This window comes from Cupriavidus sp. FW306-01-F10A (assembly GCF_058782785.1).
Genome location: NZ_JBYSYA010000004.1, coordinates 261,965 through 283,483 on the forward strand (window position 1 = coordinate 261,965; position 21,519 = coordinate 283,483).

19 protein-coding genes are annotated in these 21,519 nt (G+C 67.3%); 17 read left to right on the forward strand and 2 right to left on the reverse strand.

Features of this window, described 5'->3' with window-relative positions; all coding sequences use genetic code 11:
* The first annotated feature begins 23 nt into the window (after window positions 1-23).
* The 16 genes from AC3WLF_RS08470 (at window position 24) to AC3WLF_RS08545 (ending at window position 19,216) form a co-directional block, all read left to right on the forward strand.
* Window positions 24-3,998, forward strand: coding sequence for a DUF3683 domain-containing protein (locus AC3WLF_RS08470; RefSeq protein WP_492355835.1), 3,975 nt, complete (start codon window positions 24-26; stop codon window positions 3,996-3,998).
* A gap of 9 nt (window positions 3,999-4,007) precedes the next feature.
* On the forward strand, window positions 4,008-4,445 hold the full coding sequence (locus AC3WLF_RS08475) for an HIT family protein (protein ID WP_492319026.1): 438 nt from the start codon (window positions 4,008-4,010) through the stop codon (window positions 4,443-4,445).
* Window positions 4,446-4,568: 123 nt separating this feature from the next.
* Complete coding sequence (locus tag AC3WLF_RS08480) at window positions 4,569-6,434, forward strand: ABC transporter ATP-binding protein/permease (protein ID WP_492319027.1); 1,866 nt, start codon at window positions 4,569-4,571, stop codon at window positions 6,432-6,434.
* A gap of 72 nt (window positions 6,435-6,506) precedes the next feature.
* The gene (locus AC3WLF_RS08485; protein WP_492319028.1) at window positions 6,507-6,929 is read left to right on the forward strand and encodes a gamma-butyrobetaine hydroxylase family protein; all 423 of its coding nucleotides are present in this window, start codon (window positions 6,507-6,509) and stop codon (window positions 6,927-6,929) included.
* Between the two features lie 34 nt (window positions 6,930-6,963).
* Window positions 6,964-7,695 (forward strand): bifunctional demethylmenaquinone methyltransferase/2-methoxy-6-polyprenyl-1,4-benzoquinol methylase UbiE, encoded by a 732-nt coding sequence (ubiE, locus tag AC3WLF_RS08490; protein ID WP_010814445.1) that lies wholly within the window; start codon window positions 6,964-6,966, stop codon window positions 7,693-7,695.
* Window positions 7,696-7,758: 63 nt separating this feature from the next.
* On the forward strand, window positions 7,759-8,748 hold the full coding sequence (locus AC3WLF_RS08495) for a Tim44 domain-containing protein (RefSeq protein WP_492358083.1): 990 nt from the start codon (window positions 7,759-7,761) through the stop codon (window positions 8,746-8,748).
* Between the two features lie 129 nt (window positions 8,749-8,877).
* Window positions 8,878-9,576: a ubiquinone biosynthesis accessory factor UbiJ gene (locus tag AC3WLF_RS08500; protein ID WP_492355834.1), complete on the forward strand. Its 699-nt coding sequence runs from the start codon at window positions 8,878-8,880 to the stop codon at window positions 9,574-9,576.
* A gap of 67 nt (window positions 9,577-9,643) precedes the next feature.
* On the forward strand, window positions 9,644-11,221 hold the full coding sequence (ubiB, locus tag AC3WLF_RS08505; protein WP_492319031.1) for a ubiquinone biosynthesis regulatory protein kinase UbiB: 1,578 nt from the start codon (window positions 9,644-9,646) through the stop codon (window positions 11,219-11,221).
* A 33-nt stretch (window positions 11,222-11,254) separates the two neighbouring features.
* Complete coding sequence (locus AC3WLF_RS08510; RefSeq protein WP_492358084.1) at window positions 11,255-11,875, forward strand: methyltransferase domain-containing protein; 621 nt, start codon at window positions 11,255-11,257, stop codon at window positions 11,873-11,875.
* Window positions 11,876-12,168: 293 nt separating this feature from the next.
* Complete coding sequence (locus AC3WLF_RS08515; protein ID WP_492319033.1) at window positions 12,169-13,605, forward strand: high affinity choline transporter 1; 1,437 nt, start codon at window positions 12,169-12,171, stop codon at window positions 13,603-13,605.
* Window positions 13,606-13,769: 164 nt separating this feature from the next.
* Window positions 13,770-14,114: an FmdB family zinc ribbon protein gene (locus tag AC3WLF_RS08520; protein WP_492319034.1), complete on the forward strand. Its 345-nt coding sequence runs from the start codon at window positions 13,770-13,772 to the stop codon at window positions 14,112-14,114.
* 14 nt (window positions 14,115-14,128) lie between these two features.
* Window positions 14,129-14,851 (forward strand): DUF502 domain-containing protein, encoded by a 723-nt coding sequence (locus AC3WLF_RS08525; protein ID WP_035822762.1) that lies wholly within the window; start codon window positions 14,129-14,131, stop codon window positions 14,849-14,851.
* A gap of 66 nt (window positions 14,852-14,917) precedes the next feature.
* Entirely contained in the window at window positions 14,918-16,726 is a 1,809-nt protein-coding gene (aspS, locus tag AC3WLF_RS08530) for an aspartate--tRNA ligase (protein ID WP_011614526.1), read from the forward strand.
* Between the two features lie 212 nt (window positions 16,727-16,938).
* Window positions 16,939-17,850, forward strand: coding sequence for a hypothetical protein (locus AC3WLF_RS08535; protein WP_492297330.1), 912 nt, complete (start codon window positions 16,939-16,941; stop codon window positions 17,848-17,850).
* A 98-nt stretch (window positions 17,851-17,948) separates the two neighbouring features.
* Window positions 17,949-18,437 (forward strand): dihydroneopterin triphosphate diphosphatase, encoded by a 489-nt coding sequence (nudB, locus tag AC3WLF_RS08540; RefSeq protein WP_010813934.1) that lies wholly within the window; start codon window positions 17,949-17,951, stop codon window positions 18,435-18,437.
* Window positions 18,434-19,216 (forward strand): endonuclease/exonuclease/phosphatase family protein, encoded by a 783-nt coding sequence (locus AC3WLF_RS08545; protein WP_492319037.1) that lies wholly within the window; start codon window positions 18,434-18,436, stop codon window positions 19,214-19,216. Before nudB ends, AC3WLF_RS08545 begins: the two co-directional genes overlap by 4 nt.
* Before the next feature lie 2 nt (window positions 19,217-19,218).
* Here AC3WLF_RS08545 and mobB read toward each other — a convergent pair whose 3' ends face one another.
* The gene (gene mobB / locus AC3WLF_RS08550; RefSeq protein ID WP_010813932.1) at window positions 19,219-19,734 is read right to left on the reverse strand and encodes a molybdopterin-guanine dinucleotide biosynthesis protein B; all 516 of its coding nucleotides are present in this window, start codon (window positions 19,732-19,734) and stop codon (window positions 19,219-19,221) included.
* A gap of 92 nt (window positions 19,735-19,826) precedes the next feature.
* Between mobB and clsB the strand changes: the two genes are divergently transcribed.
* The gene (clsB, locus tag AC3WLF_RS08555) at window positions 19,827-21,170 is read left to right on the forward strand and encodes a cardiolipin synthase ClsB (RefSeq protein ID WP_492358099.1); all 1,344 of its coding nucleotides are present in this window, start codon (window positions 19,827-19,829) and stop codon (window positions 21,168-21,170) included.
* On the opposite strand, the gene AC3WLF_RS08560 is transcribed toward clsB, so the two are convergent.
* A complete protein-coding gene (locus tag AC3WLF_RS08560) occupies window positions 21,164-21,439 on the reverse strand; it encodes a hypothetical protein (RefSeq protein ID WP_492358085.1) in 276 nt (91 codons plus the stop codon). The genes clsB and AC3WLF_RS08560 overlap by 7 nt on opposite strands.
* Window positions 21,440-21,519 lie beyond the last annotated feature (80 nt).

Sequence of the window (21,519 nt, forward strand, 5' to 3'; positions counted from 1 at the left end):
GCGCAGCAGGAAGCGGTCCCCCAATGAACGCCCCACTCGTGCTCGACGCCAAGCTCGCCGCGCAGGACGCCCCGCCGCGCCTGCGTGAAATCCCCTATAACTACACGTCCTTCTCGGACCGCGAGATTGTCATCCGCCTGCTGGGCGAGGAAGCCTGGCGCATCCTGGACGAGCTGCGCAGCGAGCGCCGCACCGGACGCTCGGCCCGCATGCTGTACGAGGTGCTGGGCGATATCTGGGTGGTTCGCCGCAATCCTTACCTGCAGGACGACCTGCTGGAAAATCCCAAGCGCCGCCAGATGCTGGTCAGCGCGCTGCACCACCGCCTGAACGAGATCGAGAAGCGCCGCGCCGCCGACCGTGCCGAGCACGCCGAGCCCGCCGCCGAGGACCGCTCGCACCGCGTGGAGCAGCTGGTCGCCTTCGCCAAGCAGGCGATCGAGGATTTCAAGAACGAATTCGCCGCCGCCTACGACCTGCGCAAGCGCGCGCAGCGCGTGCTGGGCCGCGTCACGCAGAAGGACAACATCAAGTTCGACGGCCTGTCGCGCGTGTCGCACGTGACCGACGCCACCGACTGGCGCGTGGAATATCCGTTCGTGGTGCTGACCCCGGATACCGAGGAAGAGATCGCCGGCCTGGTCAAGGGCTGCTTCGAACTCGGCCTGACCATCATCCCGCGCGGAGGCGGCACCGGCTATACCGGCGGCGCCGTGCCGCTGACGCCGATGAGCGCGGTGATCAATACCGAGAAGCTGGAACAGCTCGGCCCGGTCGAGCAGACCGACCTGCCCGGTGTGTCGCATCAGGTTGCGACCATCTTCTCCGGCGCCGGCGTGGTGACGCGCCGCGTGGCCGATGCCGCCGACAAGGCCGGCCTGGTGTTCGCGGTCGACCCGACTTCGATCGATGCCTCGTGCATCGGCGGCAACGTGGCCATGAACGCCGGCGGCAAGAAGGCCGTGCTGTGGGGCACCGCGCTGGACAACCTGGCCTGGTGGCGCATGGTGGACCCGGAGGGCAACTGGCTGGAAATCACCCGGCTGGACCACAACCTGGGCAAGATCCACGACGTGCCGGTGGCCACCTTCGAACTGAAGTGGTCGGACGGCAACCGTGCGCCGGGCGAGAAGGTGCTGCGCACCGAGACGCTGGCGATCGAAGGCCGCAAGTTCCGCAAGGAAGGCCTGGGCAAGGACGTCACCGACAAGTTCCTGGCGGGCCTGCCCGGCGTGCAGAAGGAAGGCTGCGACGGCATCATCACCAGCGCGCGCTGGATCCTGCACCGCATGCCGAAGTTCATCCGCACGGTGTGCCTGGAGTTCTTCGGCCAGGCGCGCGACGCCATCCCCAGCATCGTCGAGATCAAGGACTTCCTCGACGCCGAGACCAAGAAGCCCGGCGGCGCCATCCTGGCCGGCCTGGAGCACCTGGACGAGCGCTACCTGCGCGCGGTCGGCTACGCCACCAAGAGCAAGCGCAACGCCTTCCCGAAGATGGTGCTGATCGGCGATATCGTCGGCGACGATGAAGACGCCGTGGCGCGCGCCACCTCGGAAGTGATCCGCATGGCCAACGGCAAGAGCGGCGAAGGCTTTATCGCCGTCAGCCCGGAGGCGCGCAAGAAGTTCTGGCTCGACCGTTCGCGTACCGCCGCCATCGCCAAGCACACCAACGCCTTCAAGATCAATGAAGACGTGGTGATCCCGCTGAACCGGATGGGCGAGTACACCGACGGCATCGAGCGCATCAATATCGAGCTGTCGATCAAGAGCAAGCTCAAGCTGGTCGACACGCTCGAAGCATTCTTTGCGCGCGGCAACCTGCCGCTGGGCCGCAGCGACGACGCCAACGAGATCCCCAGCGCCGAGCTGCTGGAAGACCGCGTGCAGCACGCGCTGACGCTGCTGCGCGAGGTCCGCGCGCGCTGGCGCTACCTGCAGGACCACCTGGACCTGCCGCTGGTGCAGGCCAAAGCCTCGCTGATCGGGCATGGGCTGGGGCTGCTCGGGCAGGAGTTCGAGGCGCGGCTGCAGCAGCAGCCGGACGCCAACGTGTTCCACCTGCTGCAGGACCGCACCATCCGCGTGTCGTGGAAGTCGGAGATCCGCGCCGAGCTGCGCAAGATCTTCAACGGCGGCGAGTTCAAGCCGATCCTGGACGAAGCCCAGAAGATCCACAAGCAGGTGCTGCGCGGCCGCGTCTTCGTGGCGCTGCACATGCACGCCGGCGACGGCAACGTGCACACCAATATCCCGGTCAACTCCGACGACTACGACATGCTGCAGGACGCGCACCGCGCGGTGGCCCGCATCATGGACCTGGCGCGTTCGCTGGACGGCGTGATCTCGGGCGAGCACGGCATCGGCATCACCAAGCTGGAATTCCTGACCGAGGAAGAGATCGGCGACTTCCGCGCCTACAAGCTGAAGGTCGATCCGCAAGGGCGCTTCAACAAGGGCAAGCTGCTGCCCGGCGCCGACCTGCGCAATGCCTACACGCCGTCGTTCGGCCTGATGGGGCATGAGTCGATCATCATGCAGCAGAGCGATATCGGCGCCATTGCCGAGAGCGTCAAGGACTGCCTGCGCTGCGGCAAGTGCAAGCCGGTGTGCGCCACGCACGTGCCGCGCGCCAACCTGCTGTACAGCCCGCGCAACAAGATCCTGGCGACCTCGCTGCTGGTCGAGGCCTTCCTGTACGAAGAGCAGACCCGCCGCGGCATCTCGGTCAAGCACTGGGACGAATTCTCCGACGTGGCCGACCACTGCACGGTCTGCCACAAGTGCGTGACGCCGTGCCCGGTCAAGATCGACTTTGGCGATGTGTCGATGAACATGCGCAACCTGCTGCGCAAGATGGGGCAGAAGAAGTTCAACCCCGGCACCGCGGCGTCGATGTTCTTCCTCAACGCCACCAACCCCGAGACCATCAACCTGACCCGCAAGGTCATGATCGACTGGGGCTACAAGGCGCAGCGCCTCGGCAACGACGTGCTGAAGAAGTTCGCCAAGAAGCAGACCGCGCATCCGCCCGCGACCGTGGGCAAGGCGCCGGTGCGCGAGCAGGTGATCCACTTCATCAACAAGAAGATGCCGGGCAACCTGCCCAAGAAGACCGCGCGCGCGCTGCTCGACATCGAAGACAACGAGATCGTGCCGATCATCCGCGACCCGAAGGCGACCACGCCGGAAACGGAAGCGGTGTTCTACTTCCCGGGCTGCGGCTCGGAGCGGCTGTTCTCGCAGGTGGGCCTGGCCACGCAGGCGATGCTGTGGCACGTCGGCGTGCAGACCGTGCTGCCGCCGGGCTACCTGTGCTGCGGCTATCCGCAGCGCGGCAACGGCCAGTATGACAAGGCCGAGAAGATCGTCACCGACAACCGCGTGCTGTTCCACCGCGTGGCCAACACCCTGAACTACCTTGACATCAAGACCGTGGTGGTGAGCTGCGGCACCTGCTACGACCAGCTTGCCGGGTATGAATTCGACAAGATCTTCCCGGGCTGCCGCATCATCGACATCCACGAATACCTGCTCGAGAAGGGCGTGAAGCTGGAAGGCGTGACCGGTACCCGCTACATGTACCACGATCCCTGCCACACCCCGATCAAGACCATGGACCCGACCAAGCTGGTCAATGACCTGATGGGCGGCAACACCGGCCTTGGCAAGATCGAGAAGAACGAGCGCTGCTGCGGTGAATCGGGCACGCTGGCGGTAACGCGTCCGGATATCTCGACGCAGGTCCGCTTCCGCAAGGAAGAGGAAATGACCAAGGGCGCCGACAAGCTGCGCGCCGACGGCTTCACCGGCGACGTCAAGATCCTGACCAGCTGCCCGTCGTGCCTGCAGGGGCTGTCGCGCTACAAGGAAGATGCCACGGTGCAGGCTGACTACATCGTGATCGAGATGGCGAAGCATCTGCTCGGGGAGAACTGGATGCCTGAGTACGTCGCGAAGGCGAACGCCGGCGGTATCGAGCGGGTGCTGGTCTGAGTCTCGACGATGGCGCGCGTATCCAACTGCCCCTTGTGCGAGACCGACGGCGGCGAACTGGTCTGGATGGGCGACCGCGCCCGGCTGATCCTGGTCGAGCATGACCGTTTCCCGGGCTTCTGCCGCATCGTCTGGAACGATCACGTGGCCGAGCTGAGCGACCTGGACGATGCCGACCAGGCTTGGCTGATGCGGCTGGTCGCACGTGTCGAACGGGTGGTGCGCGAGGTCATGGCGCCGGACAAGGTCAACCTGGCGGCCTTTGGCAATATGGTGCCGCACCTGCACTGGCACATTATCCCGCGCTACCGCTGGGACACCCATTTCCCCGAGGCAATCTGGGCCGCGCCGCAGCGCGCGGCGGATGCCGTGCGCGTGCAGGAGCTGGCCAGCCGGCTGCCGGCGCTGCGTACGGCGCTTTCGCTGCTCGAAGCCGGCGACGCCTGAGGGGCGCGCGGAACCCACGCCTGGCCGTGACCGTCTGAATGCTGTTGCCGCCGTGGCCTGCCGCCACGGTATCCAGAACAACAAGCCCGGCCGGCATCCGCTGACGGGCCAAGCACTGCCGCTATGTCCTCCACTCCGACCTCAGTCACCGTACCGGGCCCTGCCGTCCCTGCCCGGGCCCTAAAGATCCAGAGCCGGCTGCGCATGGCCGCCACCTGGGCGCTGATCAAGCCTTACTGGAAATCCGAAGACCGCGTCGCCGGGCTTGGCCTGCTGGCGCTGGTGGTGGTGCTCAACCTTGGCATCGTCTATATCAACGTGCTGCTCAACGAGTGGAACCGCGTGTTCTACAACGCCCTGGAGCAGCGCGACTACGCCTCGTTCAAGGTGCTGCTGCTGCGCTTCTCGTGGATCGCGGCGTTCTTCATCGTGGCGGCGATCTCGCGCCAGTACTACACCATGATGCTGCAGATGCGCTGGCGTACCTGGATGACCGGCCGCTTCATGGGCCACTGGCTCGGGCACCAGGCCTATTACCGCATCGAGCAGACCCACACCACCGATAACCCTGACCAGCGTATCGCCGACGATTTGCGCCAGTTCACCGACGGCGCGCTGTCGTTGTCGCTCGGGCTGCTCAACTCGGTGGTGACGCTGCTGTCCTTCGTCGGCATCCTGTGGACGGTATCGGGGCCGATCAGCTTTGCGCTGGGCGGCACCGAGTGGACCATCCCCGGCTATATGGTGTGGTTCGCGGCGGGCTATGCGGTGATCGGCTCGCTGGTGGCGCACGTGGTTGGCCGCCCGCTGATCGGGCTGAACTTCCAGCAAGAGCAGTACGAGGCGGATTTCCGTTTCACGCTGGTGCGCCTGCGCGAGAACAGCGAGCCGGTGGCGCTGTACCGCGGCGAGCCCACCGAGCAGGCCGGCCTGCGCGCGCGCTTCGACCGCATCCGCGCCAACTGGAACCAGCTGATGCGCTATACGCGGCGGCTGACCTTTGTCAGCTCCGGCTATGCGCAGTTCGCCATCATCTTCCCGATCCTGGTGGCGGCGCCGCGCTACTTCGCCGGCAAGATGACGCTCGGCGGCCTGATGCAGACCAGCTCCGCCTTCGGCCAGGTACAGGGCGCGCTGTCGTGGTTTGTCGACAGCTACGCCACGCTGGTGGGCTGGAAGGCGGCCGCCAACCGCCTGATCGATTTCCAGGAAGCGATCCGCGTGGCCGAGCGCCAGGACCTGGCGCCGGGCGGCGTGCGCGATATCGAGGTGGAACATACCGGCAAGCCGCAGAATGGCATCACCATCGACGGCCTGGCGCTGGCACTGCCGGTACGCGCCGCGCGCAGCGCGGCCGTGGGCCAGCGGCCGCTGGTGGCGCCGTTCTCGCTGTCGGTCGCGCCGGGCGAGCGCTGGCTGGTCAGCGGCCCGTCCGGCTGCGGCAAGAGCGTGCTGTTCCGCGCGCTGGCGGGGATCTGGCCGTACGGCAGCGGCACCGTGACCATGCCCGACGGCGCGCGCATGCTGTTCCTGCCGCAGCGCAGCTACCTGCCGATCGGCACGCTGGCCGATGCGCTGGCTTACCCGGACGCCGGCACCGTGCATAGCGCGGAAGCGCTGCAGGCGGCGCTGCGCCAGGCGCGGCTGGCGGCGCTGGCGGACCAGCTCGACGTGTTCGACAACTGGGCGCTGCGGCTTTCGCCGGGCGAGCAGCAGCGTCTGGCCTTTGCGCGCGCGCTGCTGCAGAAGCCGGACTACCTGTTCCTGGACGAAGCCACCAGCGCGCTGGACGAGGAAACCGAAGGCGCCATGTACCGGCTGATGGTGGAGTCGCTGCCGCAGGCGGCCATCATCAGCATTGCCCACCGCAGCACCGTGGCGGCCTATCATCAACGGCGCCTGCGTTACGTGCCGCAGGACGGGGAAGCGGCCCGGGCTGCGCAAGCCGGCGAGCCTGGGGTAAGCTATCGGGTCGTATGCGATGCGTGATGCCGTGCCGTACCGGCAGCATCGCGCGGCAATCACCCCCTCAGGAGCGACCCTAACCGGGCCGCGATCATCATGGCAGGCCTGGAAAAAGACACCCCTCATCCCACCGCGCTGACCGTCCATACGCAATCCCGCGTGCTGGAGATCGGCTTCGACAACGGCCGCAGCTTCCGGCTGCCGTTCGAGCTGCTGCGCGTGTATTCGCCGTCCGCTGAAGTCCAGGGCCACGGCCCGGGGCAGGAAGTGCTGCAGACCGGCAAGCGCGAGGTGGGCGTCAACGCGGTCGAGCCGGTCGGCAACTACGCGATCCTGATCCGCTTTACCGACGGCCACGATACCGGCATCTATTCCTGGGACCTGCTATACCGCCTCGGCGACAACCAGGATGCGCTCTGGCAGGACTACCTGCAGCGCCTGGAAGCCGCCGGCGCCGACCGCGACAGCCCGATGCCCGCCGCCGGCGCTGCCGGCGGCCACGGCTGCGGCCATCACTGAGCCGCGCCGAACCGATTACCCTGGAGTCTGAAAGATGAGTGAAACCCACTTCGGGTTTGAAAAGGTCGACGAAGCGGAAAAGGCCGACAAGGTTGCCGGCGTGTTCCATTCGGTGGCGAGCAAGTACGACGTGATGAACGACCTGATGTCGGGCGGCATGCACCGGCTCTGGAAGATGTTCACCATCGCCCAGGCCGGCGTGCGCCCCGGCCACAAGGTGCTGGACATCGCCGGCGGCACCGGCGACCTGGCCAAGGCGTTCGCGAAGCAGGCCGGTCCGACCGGAGAGGTCTGGCTGACCGACATCAACGAGTCGATGCTGCGCGTGGGCCGCGACCGGCTGCTGAACAAGGGTATCGTCACCCCGGTGTGCCTGTGCGACGCCGAGCGCATCCCGTTCCCGGACAACCATTTCGACCTGGTGACCGTGGCCTTCGGCCTGCGCAACATGACGCACAAGGATGCCGCGCTGGCCGAGATGCGCCGCGTGGTCAAGCCGGGCGGCAAGGTCATGGTGCTGGAGTTCTCCAAGGTGTGGAAACCCCTGGAGAAGGCCTACGACGTCTATTCTTTCAAGGTGCTGCCGTGGCTGGGTGAGCGGGTGGCAGGGGATGCCCCCAGCTATCGCTATCTCGCGGAATCGATCAGAATGCATCCAGACCAGGCTTCACTTGTACGCTTGATGGAACATGCCGGCCTGGAAAATGTCGAATACTTCAATCTGACGGCCGGAGTGGTGGCGCTCCACGTCGGGCGCAAGTATTAAGAAGACTTGAAATCGCCATGCCTCGCCCGCATATAGGGTGAAACTGACAGGGGATAGCAGAATATGTCGTCATTTCGTGGAAAGTTCCTGGTTGGGTCGCTGATTGCCGCGATTGCCTTGGGAGTGATGTTCGACGCCAATGCCAAGCGCATGGGCGGTTCGCGCAGCATCGGCAAGCAATCTGAGTCGGTCACGCAGCGCCAGCAGGCGCCGCAGCCCACTTCGCCGACCCAGCAGGCGCAGCAGCCCGCACAACAGGCGGCTCCGGCAACGGCCGGTGCAGCCGGCGCGGCCGCGGCCGCGGCGCCCAAGCGCAACTGGGGCGGCATCCTGGGCGGCATCGCCGCCGGCCTGGGTATCGGCTGGCTGCTGTCGCACTTCGGCCTGGGCGGCGCGGCGCTGAGCTTCCTGTCCAACCTGATCCTGATCGCGCTGGTGGCGTTCGCCGCGATCTGGCTGATCCGCAAGTTCCGTGGCGGCAGCAAGCGCACCCAGCAGCCGGCCTACGCCGGCGCCGGCAACGCGCCGAACCTGGGCCGCAACGCCGAGCCCATGTTCCGCGGCGAGCCGACGCCTGTGTCGTCGGGTAGCCCGGCAGGCCCGGCCGCCAATACGGTACTGCCGGCAGCATCGGCAGCCCCGGTCGCGGCCGATGCGGTGGCCCAGCAGCCGTGGGGCGTGCCGGCCGACTTCGATACCGAAGCCTTCCTGCGCAACGCCAAGGTCCACTTCGTGCGCCTGCAGGCCGCGTGGGATGCCGGCAACCTGGACGACATCCGCGAGTTCACCACGCCGGAGATGTTCGCCGAGATCAAGATGGACCTGGCCGACCGCGGCGCCGAGGTCAACAAGACCGACGTGGTCACGCTCGAAGCCCAGCTGCTCGGCATCGAGTCGGCCGCGGCCCAGCATATCGCCAGCGTGCGCTTCTCGGGCATGATCCGCGAGAAGTCCGGCGAGGCGGCCCAGCCGTTCGGCGAGGTCTGGAACCTGGCCAAGCCTGCCAGCGGCACCGGCGGCTGGCTGCTGGCCGGCATCCAGCAAGAGTCCTGATGCCGCACCCCGCGGCGGTGATGCGCCGGGGGGAGTAGCTTAGAATGGAGGCCCACGCGAAAGCGTGGGCCTTTTTTGTTTGGGACGCCCGACCTGCGGCGTCGCTGCCTGCCCGCCAACCGCGCTGTCATGAATACTCTGCCTTCCGCCCTGGCCATGCCCGCCATCTCGGCGCTGAACCACCTGCTTGAGCAGGAGCCGTGGGCCCGCAACCAGCTCACGCCGTTTGCCGGGCGCGTGATCCGCTTCGATGCGGCCGCCTTCGTGCTGTCGCTGAAGGTGACGGAGCACGGCTGCACCGAACCGGCGCCCGAGGCCGAGGCGCCCGCGGTGACGCTGCGCGTGCCGGTGCAGCAGTGGCCGCTGGTGGCCGCCGACGTGGCCGAAGGCGGCCAGGCCGCCGCCATGCGCCATGTCCGTATCGAGGGCGACGCCGAGCTGGCCAACACCGTCTCGACGCTGGCGCGCAACCTGCGCTGGGACGCCGCCGAAGACCTGTCGCGCGCGCTGCGCGGCATCCTGGGCGGGCCGGTGAGCGACAGCGTGGCGCAGCGCGTGGTCGACGGCGCGCGCCAGGTGCATGAGCAGGCCACGCGCGTGGGCCGCGCCCTGGTCGACAACGTCACCGACTACCTGCTGGACGAGCATCCGACTCTGGTGCGCCACGCCGCGCTCGATGCCTTCGGCACCGACGTGGGCCGGCTGCGCGACAGCCTGGCCCGGCTCGAAAAACGATTGGAGCGGCTGGAGCGCGCCGGCCCGCGGCCGGCTTCCGGCCAGTCGGGCCAGTCGGGCCAGTCCGGCAAGCTGCCGTCGCCGCACCGCTGAGCCGGCCGCGCCCCGATCCCATCCACCAACAACATGACTGCCTGCCCGGCCCTGTGAAGACTCCCGAATGACCCGCCTCCTGCGTCTTGGCAAGATTCTCTTCGTCATCCTCTATTACGGCCTGGACGAGCTGGTGCTCTCGGGCTTCAGCAGCCGCAGGATCCGCTTCCTGGTGCGCGTCATCACCATCGGGCGCAAGCTCGAGATGCCGCGCGGCGAGCGCCTGCGGCTGGCGCTGACGCGGCTGGGCCCGATCTTCGTCAAGTTCGGCCAGGTGCTGTCGACCCGGCGCGACCTGATGCCGGCGGACATTGCCGACGAACTGGCCAAGCTGCAGGACCAGGTGCCGCCGTTCGATTCGGTGGTGGCGGTGAAGATCATCGAGCGCGCGCTGGGGCGGCCGCTGGACCAGCTGTTCGAGACCTTCGAGCACCAGCCGGTGGCCAGCGCCTCGATTGCGCAGGTGCACTTCGCCACGCTCAAGGGTGGCCCCTGCCACGGCCGCGAGGTCGCGGTGAAGGTGCTGCGCCCGGGCATGCTGCCGGTGATCGACAGCGACCTGGCGCTGATGCGCGACATGGCGACCTGGATGGAACGCTTCTGGGCCGACGGCAAGCGCCTGAAGCCGCGCGAGGTGGTGGCCGAGTTCGACAAATACCTGCACGACGAGCTCGACCTGATGATCGAGGCGGCCAACGCCAGCCAGCTGCGCCGCAATTTTTCCGACTCCAGCCTGCTGCTGGTGCCCGAGGTGTTCTGGGACTGGTGCAGCAGCACCGTGTTCGTGATGGAGCGCATGCACGGCATCCCGATCTCGCGCACCGAGTCGCTCAAGGCCGCCGGCGTGGACATGCACCTGCTGGCGGAAGAGGGCGTCGAGATCTTCTTCACCCAGGTGTTCCGCGATGGTTTCTTCCATGCCGACATGCATCCGGGCAATATCCTGGTGTCGGTGCAGCCCGAGACCTTCGGCCGCTATATCGCGCTGGACTTCGGCATCGTCGGCGCGCTGTCCGAGTTCGACAAAAACTACCTGGTGCAGAACTTCATCGCCTTCTTCCGGCGCGACTACCACCGCGTGGCGCTGCTGCACGTGGAGTCCGGCTGGGTGCCGCCCGACACCCGCATCGAAGAGCTGGAAAGCGCGGTGCGCGCCTGCTGCGAGCCGTACTTCGACAAGCCGCTCAAGGAAATCTCGCTGGGCATGGTGCTGATGCGCCTGTTCCAGACCTCGCGCCGCTTCAATGTCGAGATCCAGCCGCAGCTGGTGCTGCTGCAGAAGACGCTGCTCAATATCGAAGGCCTGGGCCGCCAGCTCGACCCCGACCTGGACCTGTGGAAGACCGCCAAGCCTTTCCTGGAACGCTGGATGCACGAGCAGGTGGGCTGGAAGGGCGCCTGGGAGCGGGTCAAGGTGGAGGCGCCGCTGTGGGCCAAAATGCTGCCCGACTTCCCGCGCCTGGCGCACCAGTTCCTGGAGCGGCGCGCGCTGACCAGCAACGGCGAGCAGGACAAGCTGCTGGCGATGCTGGTGGTGGAGCAGCGCCGCACCAACCGGCTGCTCGGCACCGGGCTGCTGTTGCTGGGCGGCTTTGTCGCCGGCATCGTGCTGACGCATGTGCTGGGCTGGGCGGGCTACTGGTAGCGCACCCCTGGCTGATCCATATTAGAGATGACCATGAGCGACCCTGCCAAGCCCGCGCCGACCTTCGCCACCCGCAACGCCGCCGACCCGGCGTTCTGGGACGAGCGTTTCGAACAGGGCTTCACGCCCTGGGACCAGGGCGGCGTGCCCGAGGAATTCCGGCAGTTCATTGAAGGCCGCGCGCCATGTCCGACCCTGGTGCCAGGCTGTGGCAACGGCTGGGAGGCCGCGTGGCTGTTCGAGCGTGGCTGGCCGGTGACGGCAATCGACTTCTCGCCGCAGGCGGTGGCGTCGGCGCGGCGGACGCTGGGGCCGGCGGGGGTAGTGGTGCAGCAGGGCGATTTCTTTGCCTTCACGCCGCAGCCGGCGTGCGAGCTGATCTACGAACGGGCCTTCCTGTGCGCGTTGCCGCCGGCGATGCGGGCCGACTATGCCGCCCGGGTCGCGCAACTGCTGCCGCCGAGCGGCCTGCTGGCCGGCTACTTCTACCTCGGCGAAAACCGCGGCGGGCCGCCGTTCGCGATGCCGGCCGAGGCGCTGGACGCGCTGCTGGCACCGGCCTTCGAGCGACTGGAGGACCGGCCCTCGGCCGCGCCGCTGCCGGTGTTCCAGGGGCAGGAGCGCTGGCAGGTCTGGCGCCGCCGGTCCGGCTGAGGCAGCCGCCGGCCAGCCCTTGTGGCGCAGGCGATGCTCCGCGTGGCGCTTTTGCGCCAGCAGGGAATTTTTTTCGCCCACGCTGGTCTGCGTCGCTATAATCCGCGTTTTGATTCGGCTACGACCGCAGCCCCGGCCGCGTTTTCCGCCCAGCGCGAGAACTCCAGGCAGCTCGATATGCGGCCCCGACCGATGAATTGGACTCCGGGCAGATGCGCGCAAGCAACGTGCACTCATGCGCCGCCCGGCATTCGGTTTTTCGCCACAAGGGCACTTCTGCATAGGGCAGCGGCATGCTGATCTGGTTCGTCATCATCTACTGGGTAATCTCGGTCGGCATCGGCCTGTGGGCGGCGCTGCGCGTACGCAACACCACCGATTTCGCCGTCGCCGGGCGCAGCCTGCCGTTCCATATCGTCACCGCCACCGTCTTTGCCACCTGGTTCGGCTCAGAGACGGTGCTGGGCATCCCCGCCGTATTTCTCAAGGAAGGCCTGTCGGGCGTGGTCTCCGACCCCTTCGGCTCGTCGCTGTGCCTGATCCTGGTGGGCCTGTTCTTCGCCCGGCCGCTGTACCGGATGAACCTGCTGACCATCGGCGACTACTACCACAACCGCTATGGCCGGCTGGCCGAGGTGCTGACCACGCTGTGCATCGTGGTGTCCTACCTGGGCTGGGTGGCGGCGCAGATCAAGGCGCTCGGGCTGGTGTTCTTTACCGTCTCGGACGGCGCGCTGTCGCAGGAGGCCGGCATGATGATCGGCGCGGCCAGCGTGCTGGTCTATACGCTGTTCGGCGGCATGTGGTCGGTGGCCATCACCGACTTCATCCAGATGATCATCATCGTGATCGGCATGCTCTATATCGGCTACGAGGTCAGCGGCCAGGCCGGCGGCGTCACGGCGGTGGTGTCGCACGCGGCCGCGGCCGGCAAGTTCGAGTTCCTGCCATCGCTGGATTTCATACAGATCATCGGCTTTGCGGCGGCGCTGTTCACCATGATGCTGGGCTCGATCCCGCAGCAGGACGTGTTCCAGCGCGTGACCTCGTCGCGCACCGAGCAGATCGCCGGGCGCGCCTCGGTGCTGGGCGGCGTGCTGTACTTCTGCTTCGCCTTCATCCCGATGTTCCTGGCGTATTCGGCCACAATGATCGACCCCGGCATGGTGGCCAAGTACATCGACACCGATTCGCAGCTGATCCTGCCGAAGCTGATCCTGCAGCACGCACCGATGTTCGCCCAGGTGATGTTCTTCGGCGCGCTGCTGTCGGCGATCAAGAGTTGCGCGTCGGCCACGCTGCTGGCGCCGTCGGTGACCTTTGCCGAGAACATCCTGCGCCCGTACTTCCGCCACCTCGACGACCGGCAGTTCCTGCGCGTGATGCAGACCGTGGTGCTGGTATTCACCGCGCTGGTGACGCTGTTCGCGCTCAACTCGCACCTGTCGATCTTCCATATGGTCGAAAATGCCTATAAGGTCACCCTGGTTTCGTCGTTCGTGCCATTGGCCTTCGGCATGTTCTGGAAGCACGCCACCCGCCAGGGCGGGCTGGCGGCGATCCTGCTGGGCCTGTCTTCGTGGCTGACCTGCGAGGTGGCCTTTGCCGATGCCGTGGTGCCGCCGCAAATGGTGGGCCTGCTGTTCTCGATCAGCGGCATGGTGATCGGTTCACTGCTGCCGCAGTGGATTGCAGATCACGCGCCGGTCAAGGAAGTGCATATCGCCTGACGGCCCGGGGTCTGCCACCCCCTCATTTCCGGCGATCAGGCGGCCCCGGAACGGTTTATAATTCAAGGCTTTGCATCGTCGCACGGGAATTTCCCGCGGCCGCCATGGCCCGCGCCGATGTCCGCCTTTGTACCAATTCCGAAGTTTTCTCGCGAAATAACACCATGCCGATCTATGCCTACCGTTGCGACGCCTGCGGCCACGGGCGCGATGTGCTGCAGAAAATGAGCGATGCCCCGCTGACGGACTGCCCGTCGTGCGGCACCGCCGGCGCGTTCAAGAAACAGCTGACCGCTGCTGGTTTCCAGCTCAAGGGCTCGGGCTGGTACGTGACCGACTTCCGCGGCGGCAGCGCCGGCGCGCCGGCAGCGACCGGCGCCGCGGGTGGCGCCACTGCAGCGGCGGCCAGCACCCCGGCGGCGGCTGAATCGCCGGCCAGTCCTGCCACGTCCGCTTCGGCCACGCCCGCGGCAGCTGGCGGCTGCGGCAGCGCCTGCGCCTGCCATTGAGCCGGACCCGCCCCGTGGTTGCCAAGAAGACTTCCGCCCTGAAAACCTGGTTCCTGACCGGGCTGCTGGTGCTGGTGCCGCTGGGCATCACGCTGTGGGTGCTCAGCCTGATCATCGGCACGATGGACCAGAGCCTGGCGCTGCTGCCCGAGGCCTGGCGCCCGGACCGGCTGATGTTCGGCAAGCGCGTGACCGGCCTGGGCGCCATCCTCACGCTGCTGGTGATCCTGCTGGTCGGCCTGCTGGCGCATAACTTCATCGGCCAGCGCCTGGTGCGCTGGTGGGAAGCGCTGCTGGGCCATATCCCGGTGGTGGGCCCGATCTACACCAGCGTCAAGCAGGTCTCGGACACGCTGCTGTCGTCCTCGGGCAATGCCTTCCGCAAGGCGCTGCTGGTGCAGTACCCGCGCGAGGGCTCGTGGACTATCGCCTTCCTGACCGGGCGCCCCGGCGGCGACGTGCAGAACCACCTGCAGGGCGAATACGTCAGCGTCTACGTGCCGACCACGCCGAATCCGACCTCGGGCTTCTTCCTGATGATGCCCAAGGCCGACACCATCGAACTCGACATGACCGTCGACGCCGCGCTCAAGTACATCGTCTCGATGGGCGTGGTGGCACCGGCGGAATTGCCGCGCAAGAACGGCAGCATGTCCCGGCCGGCAGCCCCGGCCAGTCCGGCCAATCCGGCCGGCAGGGCCAGCAGCGAGGAAACGGTCGAGACGACCGATCCTTAAGCATCCAATCTGATCACGGGCCGCCCGATGTGCTTCGGGCGGCCGCGTTTTACCGGGAATCTCCTTATGTCCTCCATGCGTACTCACTACTGCGGTCTGGTGACCGAACAATTCTCGGGCCAGGAAGTGGCCCTGACCGGCTGGGTCCAGCGCCGCCGCGACCATGGCGGCGTGATCTTCATCGACCTGCGCGACCGCGAAGGCCTGGTGCAGGTGGTGTGCGACCCGGACCGCCCCGAGATGTTCAAGGCTGCCGAAGAGATCCGCAATGAGTTCTGCATCCGCGTCACCGGTAAGGTCCGTCCGCGCCCGGCCGGCACCGAGAACGCCAACCTGACCTCGGGCAAGATCGAGGTGCTGTGCCATGAGCTGACCGTGCTGAACCCGTCGGTCACGCCCCCGTTCCAGCTCGACGACGACAACCTGTCGGAAACCACGCGCCTGACGCACCGCGTGCTGGACCTGCGCCGCCCGCAGATGCAGTACAACCTGCGCCTGCGCTACAAGGTGGCGATGGAAGTGCGCAAGTTCCTCGATGCGCAGGGCTTTATCGACATCGAGACCCCGATGCTGGGCAAGAGCACGCCCGAAGGCGCGCGCGACTACCTGGTGCCGTCGCGGGTCAACCCGGGCCACTTCTTCGCGCTGCCGCAGTCGCCGCAGATCTTCAAGCAGATGCTGATGGTCTCCGGCTTTGACCGCTACTACCAGATCACCAAGTGCTTCCGCGACGAAGACCTGCGCGCCGACCGCCAGCCGGAGTTCACGCAGATCGACTGCGAGACCTCGTTCCTGACCGAGCAGGAGATCCGCGACCTGTTCGAGGACATGATGCGCACGGTGTTCAAGAACGCCATCGACGTCGACCTGGACGCCAGGTTCCCGGTGATGGAGTTCCGCGAGGCCATGGCCCGCTTCGGCTCGGACAAGCCTGACCTGCGCGTCAAGCTGGAATTCACCGAGCTGACCGAGGTGATGAAGGATGTCGACTTCAAGGTGTTCTCAAGCCCCGCCAACAGCGACAACGGCCGCGTGGTCGGCCTGCGCGTGCCGGGCGGCGGTGCGATCTCGCGCGGCGAGATCGACGCCTACACCCAGTTCGTCGGCATCTACGGCGCCAAGGGCCTGGCCTGGATCAAGGTCAACGAAGTGGCCAAGGGCCGCGACGGTCTGCAATCGCCGATCGTCAAGAACCTGCACGACGCCGCCATTGCCGAGATCCTCAAGCGCACCGGTGCCCAGGACGGCGACATCATCTTCTTCGGCGCCGACAAGGCCAAGGTGGTCAACGACTCGATCGGCGCGCTGCGCCTGAAGATCGGCCACTCTGACTTCGGCAAGGCCAACGGCCTGTTCGAAGACACCTGGAAGCCGCTGTGGGTGGTCGACTTCCCGATGTTCGAGTACGACGAGGAAGACGCGCGCTGGGTGGCCATGCACCACCCGTTCACCAGCCCCAAGGACGAGCACCTGGAATACCTGGAGACCGACCCGGGCAAGTGCCTGGCCAAGGCCTACGACATGGTGCTGAACGGCTGGGAAATGGGCGGCGGCTCGGTGCGGATCTTCCGTTCGGACATCCAGAGCAAGGTGTTCCGCGCGCTCAACATCAATGACGACGAAGCCCGCGCCAAGTTCGGCTACCTGCTGGACGCGCTGCAGTACGGCGCGCCCCCGCACGGCGGCCTGGCCTTCGGCCTGGACCGCATCGTCACGATGATGGCCGGCGCCGACTCGATCCGCGACGTGATCGCCTTCCCGAAGACCCAGCGCGCCCAGGACCTGCTGACCCAGGCTCCGAGCTCGGTCGACGAGAAGCAACTGCGCGAACTGCACATCCGCCTGCGCGCCACGGAGCCCAAGCCGACGGCCTGAGTTGCCCGGAGCCCGCAAGGAAGCCGCGCGATTGCGCGGCTTTTTTGCTTTATGCGCAACGTCGGGTCGCCTGCGCTGTGAGGCGCGCGGCGCATTGGTTTCGATTTGTTACCGGTCGGAACGAAGGGCGCCGCGGCGGGGTCTGCTCTCTTTGACACGTAATTTGCCGAGCGGCCTCGCAATGAAGGCTTCCGGCACTCGGGAGGAAATTCGTGACCCTGGATATCGACCTGATCCGCCAGTTCCTGCTGGCCCATGACCAAACCATCCTGACCTGGCTGGTGGCCGGACTGGTGATGATGCTGCTGGCACGCTTCGAGCTGCGCCGCGCCGTGCGCCGCTCGGCGCAGGCCATGTCTGAATCGGTGGCCACCACGGTGGCCGCCTGCGTGCCCGACATCGCCCATGCGGTGCAGTCGGCCGCGCCCGCCGCGGCGGCCGAGCCGGTGGAAATGCAGCGCGCCGAAGCGCTGCGCCGGCTGGCGCTGGATACCGTCGGCGTGGTCATGACGCGCGGGCGCTGGCTGGACGAGCTCGGCAACCTGCGCCTGGCTGATGACGCCTTGCTGGCCGGCCAGCGCGCCGACGGCGCCGACCCGCTGCTGGTGGTGGCGCCGCAGCCGGTGGTGCAGGCCTACCTGGATGCGCAGCGCGTGTTCGAGGACGAGGCCGCGCAGGTGCAGGCGCTGCGCCGCGACGCCCAGCGTGTGCAGGAGGCGCTGCAGGCCCTGGACGCGGAGGTTGCCCATATCGAGCAGGAAACCGGCAGCATCGTGCTGCGTTTCGAGCAGGTCAACGCGCAGGCGGCGCAGGGCATGGACGGCGGCGATTACCAGCGCTTCCTGATCCAGAAGTACAACTCGCTGGGACAGCGCGAGAAGGAAATCGCGCTGGAGCGCACGCGGCTGCAGGGCGAGGTCCGGCACCGCGCCGACGCCCTGGCCACGCACGCGCATGGCGCGTCCAAGCGCTACCGCCAGGCGCTGGCGCCGCTGATGGACCAGCTGCGTGCGGCCTGGGGCCACGGCGATTCGCCCCAGGTGTTCGACACCTGGCAGCGCACCGCCGCCGACGAGCCGTACCTGGCACCCCGTGCCACCTATGGCGCGCGCAGCGCCGCCTGAAGGCTGCCGCGGGCCGCCTCGGGCGTGCGCCGCCACGCTTTCGCGTGGCAACGTGGCGCGGCTGCGCTATCCTTGGGTTTGTCCTTTCGCCCAGACCCATGTCCTACAAGATCCCGGAATCCGTGCTGGTGGTGATTTACACGCCAGATCTTCAAGTCTTGCTGCTGGAACGCGCCGATCGCCCGGGGTTCTGGCAGTCCGTGACCGGCAGCCTCGACACCCTGGACGAACCCCTGGCCCTGACCGCCGCGCGTGAAGTGGCCGAGGAAACCGGCATCATCGCCGGCGAGCACCAGCTGACTGACTGGGCCCACACCATCCAGTACGAGATCTACCCGCAGTGGCGCCACCGCTATGCCGAAGGCGTCACGCGCAATACCGAGCACTGGTTCGGGCTGCGTGTGCAGCAGGCGCTGCCGGTGACGCTGGCGCCACGCGAACATCTGCAATACCAGTGGCTACCGTGGGAGCAGGCCGCGCAGCAATGCTTTTCCAGCAGCAATGCCGAGGCCATCCGCCAGCTCGCCTGGCGCGCGGCCGGGGCTGGCGCTGGCGAGCGGCAGGCGGTGTACGGAGCGCAGCCATGAAGCTGCGCGTGGTCACCTACAACATCCACAAGGGAGTGACCGGCATCTCGCGGCGCCCGCGCATCCAGAACGTGCGCGCCGGCCTGCATGCGATGGATGCGGACATCGTCTTCCTGCAGGAAGTGCAGGACCGCAACGACCGGCTGGTGGCCGCGGCGCTGTTTGATCCGGAGCATACGCAGCTCAACTACCTGGCCACTGACGCCTATCCGCATTCGGTCTACGGCCGCAACGCGGTCTATGACTACGGCCATCACGGCAACGCGATCCTGTCGCGCCACCCGATCCTGATGTCCGAAAACCTCGATATTTCTGACCACCGTTTCGAGCAGCGCGGGCTGCTTCATGCGGTGGCGGATGTGCACGGGGTGGAAACCCACTTGATCTGCGTGCATTTCGGCCTGTTCGCGCGCAGCCGCGTACGCCAGGCCGAGGCCCTGGTGGAGCGTGTGCGCACCGTGGTGCCGGCCGGCATGCCGCTGGTGATCGCCGGCGACTTCAACGACTGGAACCACCGGCTCGATGCGCAGATCTGCAATACGCTGGGCGCGGTCGAGGCCTCGCACGCGCGCGGCGCGCGGCTGCATACCTTCCCCAGCCATATGCCGTGGTGGCAGCTCGACCGCATCTATGTGCGCGGCTATGAGATCGAGCGCGCGCATGCGCTGACCGGCCGCGACTGGGCGCAGCGCTCGGATCACGTGCCGCTGGTGGCGGAACTGGGGCATCCGCAGGGCGAGCTGGCCATGCCCGCGGAGCCCGCCGGCAAGGCCGCCTGAACTCAGCGCGCGCTGTCCGGATAGTCGCGGATGAAGGCGAACACCGCCTGCGGGTCGTTCAGGTCCAGCACCGGCAGCGCGGTCATGGCAGCGACCGCGGCAGGGTCGTCGCTTGCCACCGCCACCACGCCCGGCACCTCGTCCCACAGCGGCGTGCGCCCCAGTGCCGGGCGATATACCTCCAGCTTGGGAAAATCACTGCGCTTGTAGCCCTCCACCAGCACCAGTTCGGTGTCGGCCGGCAGCACGGCGAGCGCATCGTCCAGTTCGGGCGAGGGCACCGCTTCCGGGTAGTGGCGCATCAGCGTCAGGTGGCGCGCGCCGACCAGCACGACATTGGCGCAGCCGGCCTCGCGCATGCGCCAGGAGTCCTTGCCGGGCGTGTCGGGGTCAAAGCCGTGATGGGTATGCTTGACGCCGGCCACGCGCAGGCCGGCGGCGACGAAACAGGGGATGAGCTGGTCCAGCAGCGTGGTCTTGCCGCTGCCGGACGATCCGGTAATGCCGAATACCTTCACAATGGGTTCCGTGGGGGCGTCAGTCGTCGATTGCCCGTCGCTGGCTGCGCGGGCAAGCATCAGTCTCGACGATAGCAGAGATGCGCCTGCCAATGTGCGCGCGGCGCCTTGCGCCCGGCAATCTGTCCGATAATCACGGCATGTCACGGATCTCCCACTCCGCTCATGCCGACACCAGCGCGCACGACTCCGCCGCGGCCGGCGACCACGCGCCGCGCCGCCACATGCTGCGCTGGACCTGGCGCCGCGGCAAGCCCACCATCGGCAATGCGGTGCGGCTGCTGCACGGCGGCCAGGACTTCTTCCCCGCGCTGATCGCCGCCATCGACCAGGCCGCGTTCCAGGTGATGCTGGAAACCTACATCTATGCCGATGACGAAGTCGGCCGCGCGGTCAGCGACGCGCTGATCCGCGCCGCCGCGCGCGGCGTGACCGTGCGCGTGACCGTGGACGGATTCGGCGCCGGCGACATGCCCGCCGAGCTGGCCGCGCGGCTGCGCGCCGGCGGCGTGCAACTGCGCGTGTTCCGCATGCTGCGCGGCTTCCGGCTGGCGCGGCGCCACCTGCGCCGGCTGCACCGCAAGCTGGCGGTGATCGACCGGCGCGTGGCTTTCGTCGGCGGCATCAATATCATCGACGACCACAACCACGGCCCGTTCGAAGGCGCCAACCTGGGGCCGCGCTATGACTTCGCGGTGCAGGTCGGCGGCCCGCTGGTGGACGGCATCGCGCTGTCCGCCGAGCGGCTCTGGTGGCGCTTGTCGCTGCGCGATATGCACGGCACCGAACGCGCCGCCGCGGTGGCCGACTACCCGCTCGTCACCGACCTGCCGCCGCGCCCGGAAGCCGCGGGCGGCGTACGCGCCGCGCTGCTGCTGCGCGACAACCTGCGCAACCGCCGCACCATCGAGCGCGAATACCTGCGCGCGCTGGGCGCCGCGCGCCACGACGTGATCCTTGCCAACGCCTACTTCCTGCCTGGCCACAAGATGCGGCGCGCGCTGCTGGCGTGCCGCGCGCGCGGCGTGCGCGTGCGGCTGCTGCTGCAGGGGCGGGTCGAATACCGGCTGCAGCACTACGCCACCCATGCGCTGTATGCCTCGCTGCTGGAGGCCGGCGTCGAGATCTACGAGTATGCCGAGAGCTTCCTGCACGCCAAGGTGGGCGTGGTCGACGAGGCCTGGGCCACGGTCGGGTCGAGCAATATGGACCCGTTCAGCCTGCTGCTCGCGCGCGAAGCCAACGTCGCCGTTTATGATGCGGCCTTCGCCGCTGAACTGCGCACCGCGCTGGAATACGCCATTGCGCACCGCAGCGTGCGCGTGATGCCGGAGGTGCATGCGCGCCGCTCGCCGCTGCACCGGCTGGCCAACTGGGCGGCCTATATGCTGCTGCGCCTGGGTGTCGTCATTGCCGGTGTCGCGGGGCGCTACTGAACGATAAGCCGCGAGCGCGGTGTGCGTTTGCTGCCATGCGGCACGGCGCTCGCTGCAACCGGTCGCGGCGCAAGCCAGACCGACATGACGGACATGCTGCATTGCAGTCCGTTTAGAAACAGCGGTCTAATTAAAAGCTTGATGGTCGGCTGCTGCGCCAGAATAATCTGAACGACCGTTCTTTTTTGGCTTAGACTGCGTGCATTCGCGGTATGCACCGGCAAATCCGCCGGTTCGGCCGCAAGCAAATAATGCAACGTCAGGGTCATACGCGGGGCCGCAGCAGGGCCCCGCAGAACGGAGAAAAAACATGCGACACCAGTCAGCCCGTCTCGAATCCGCCGCCGCC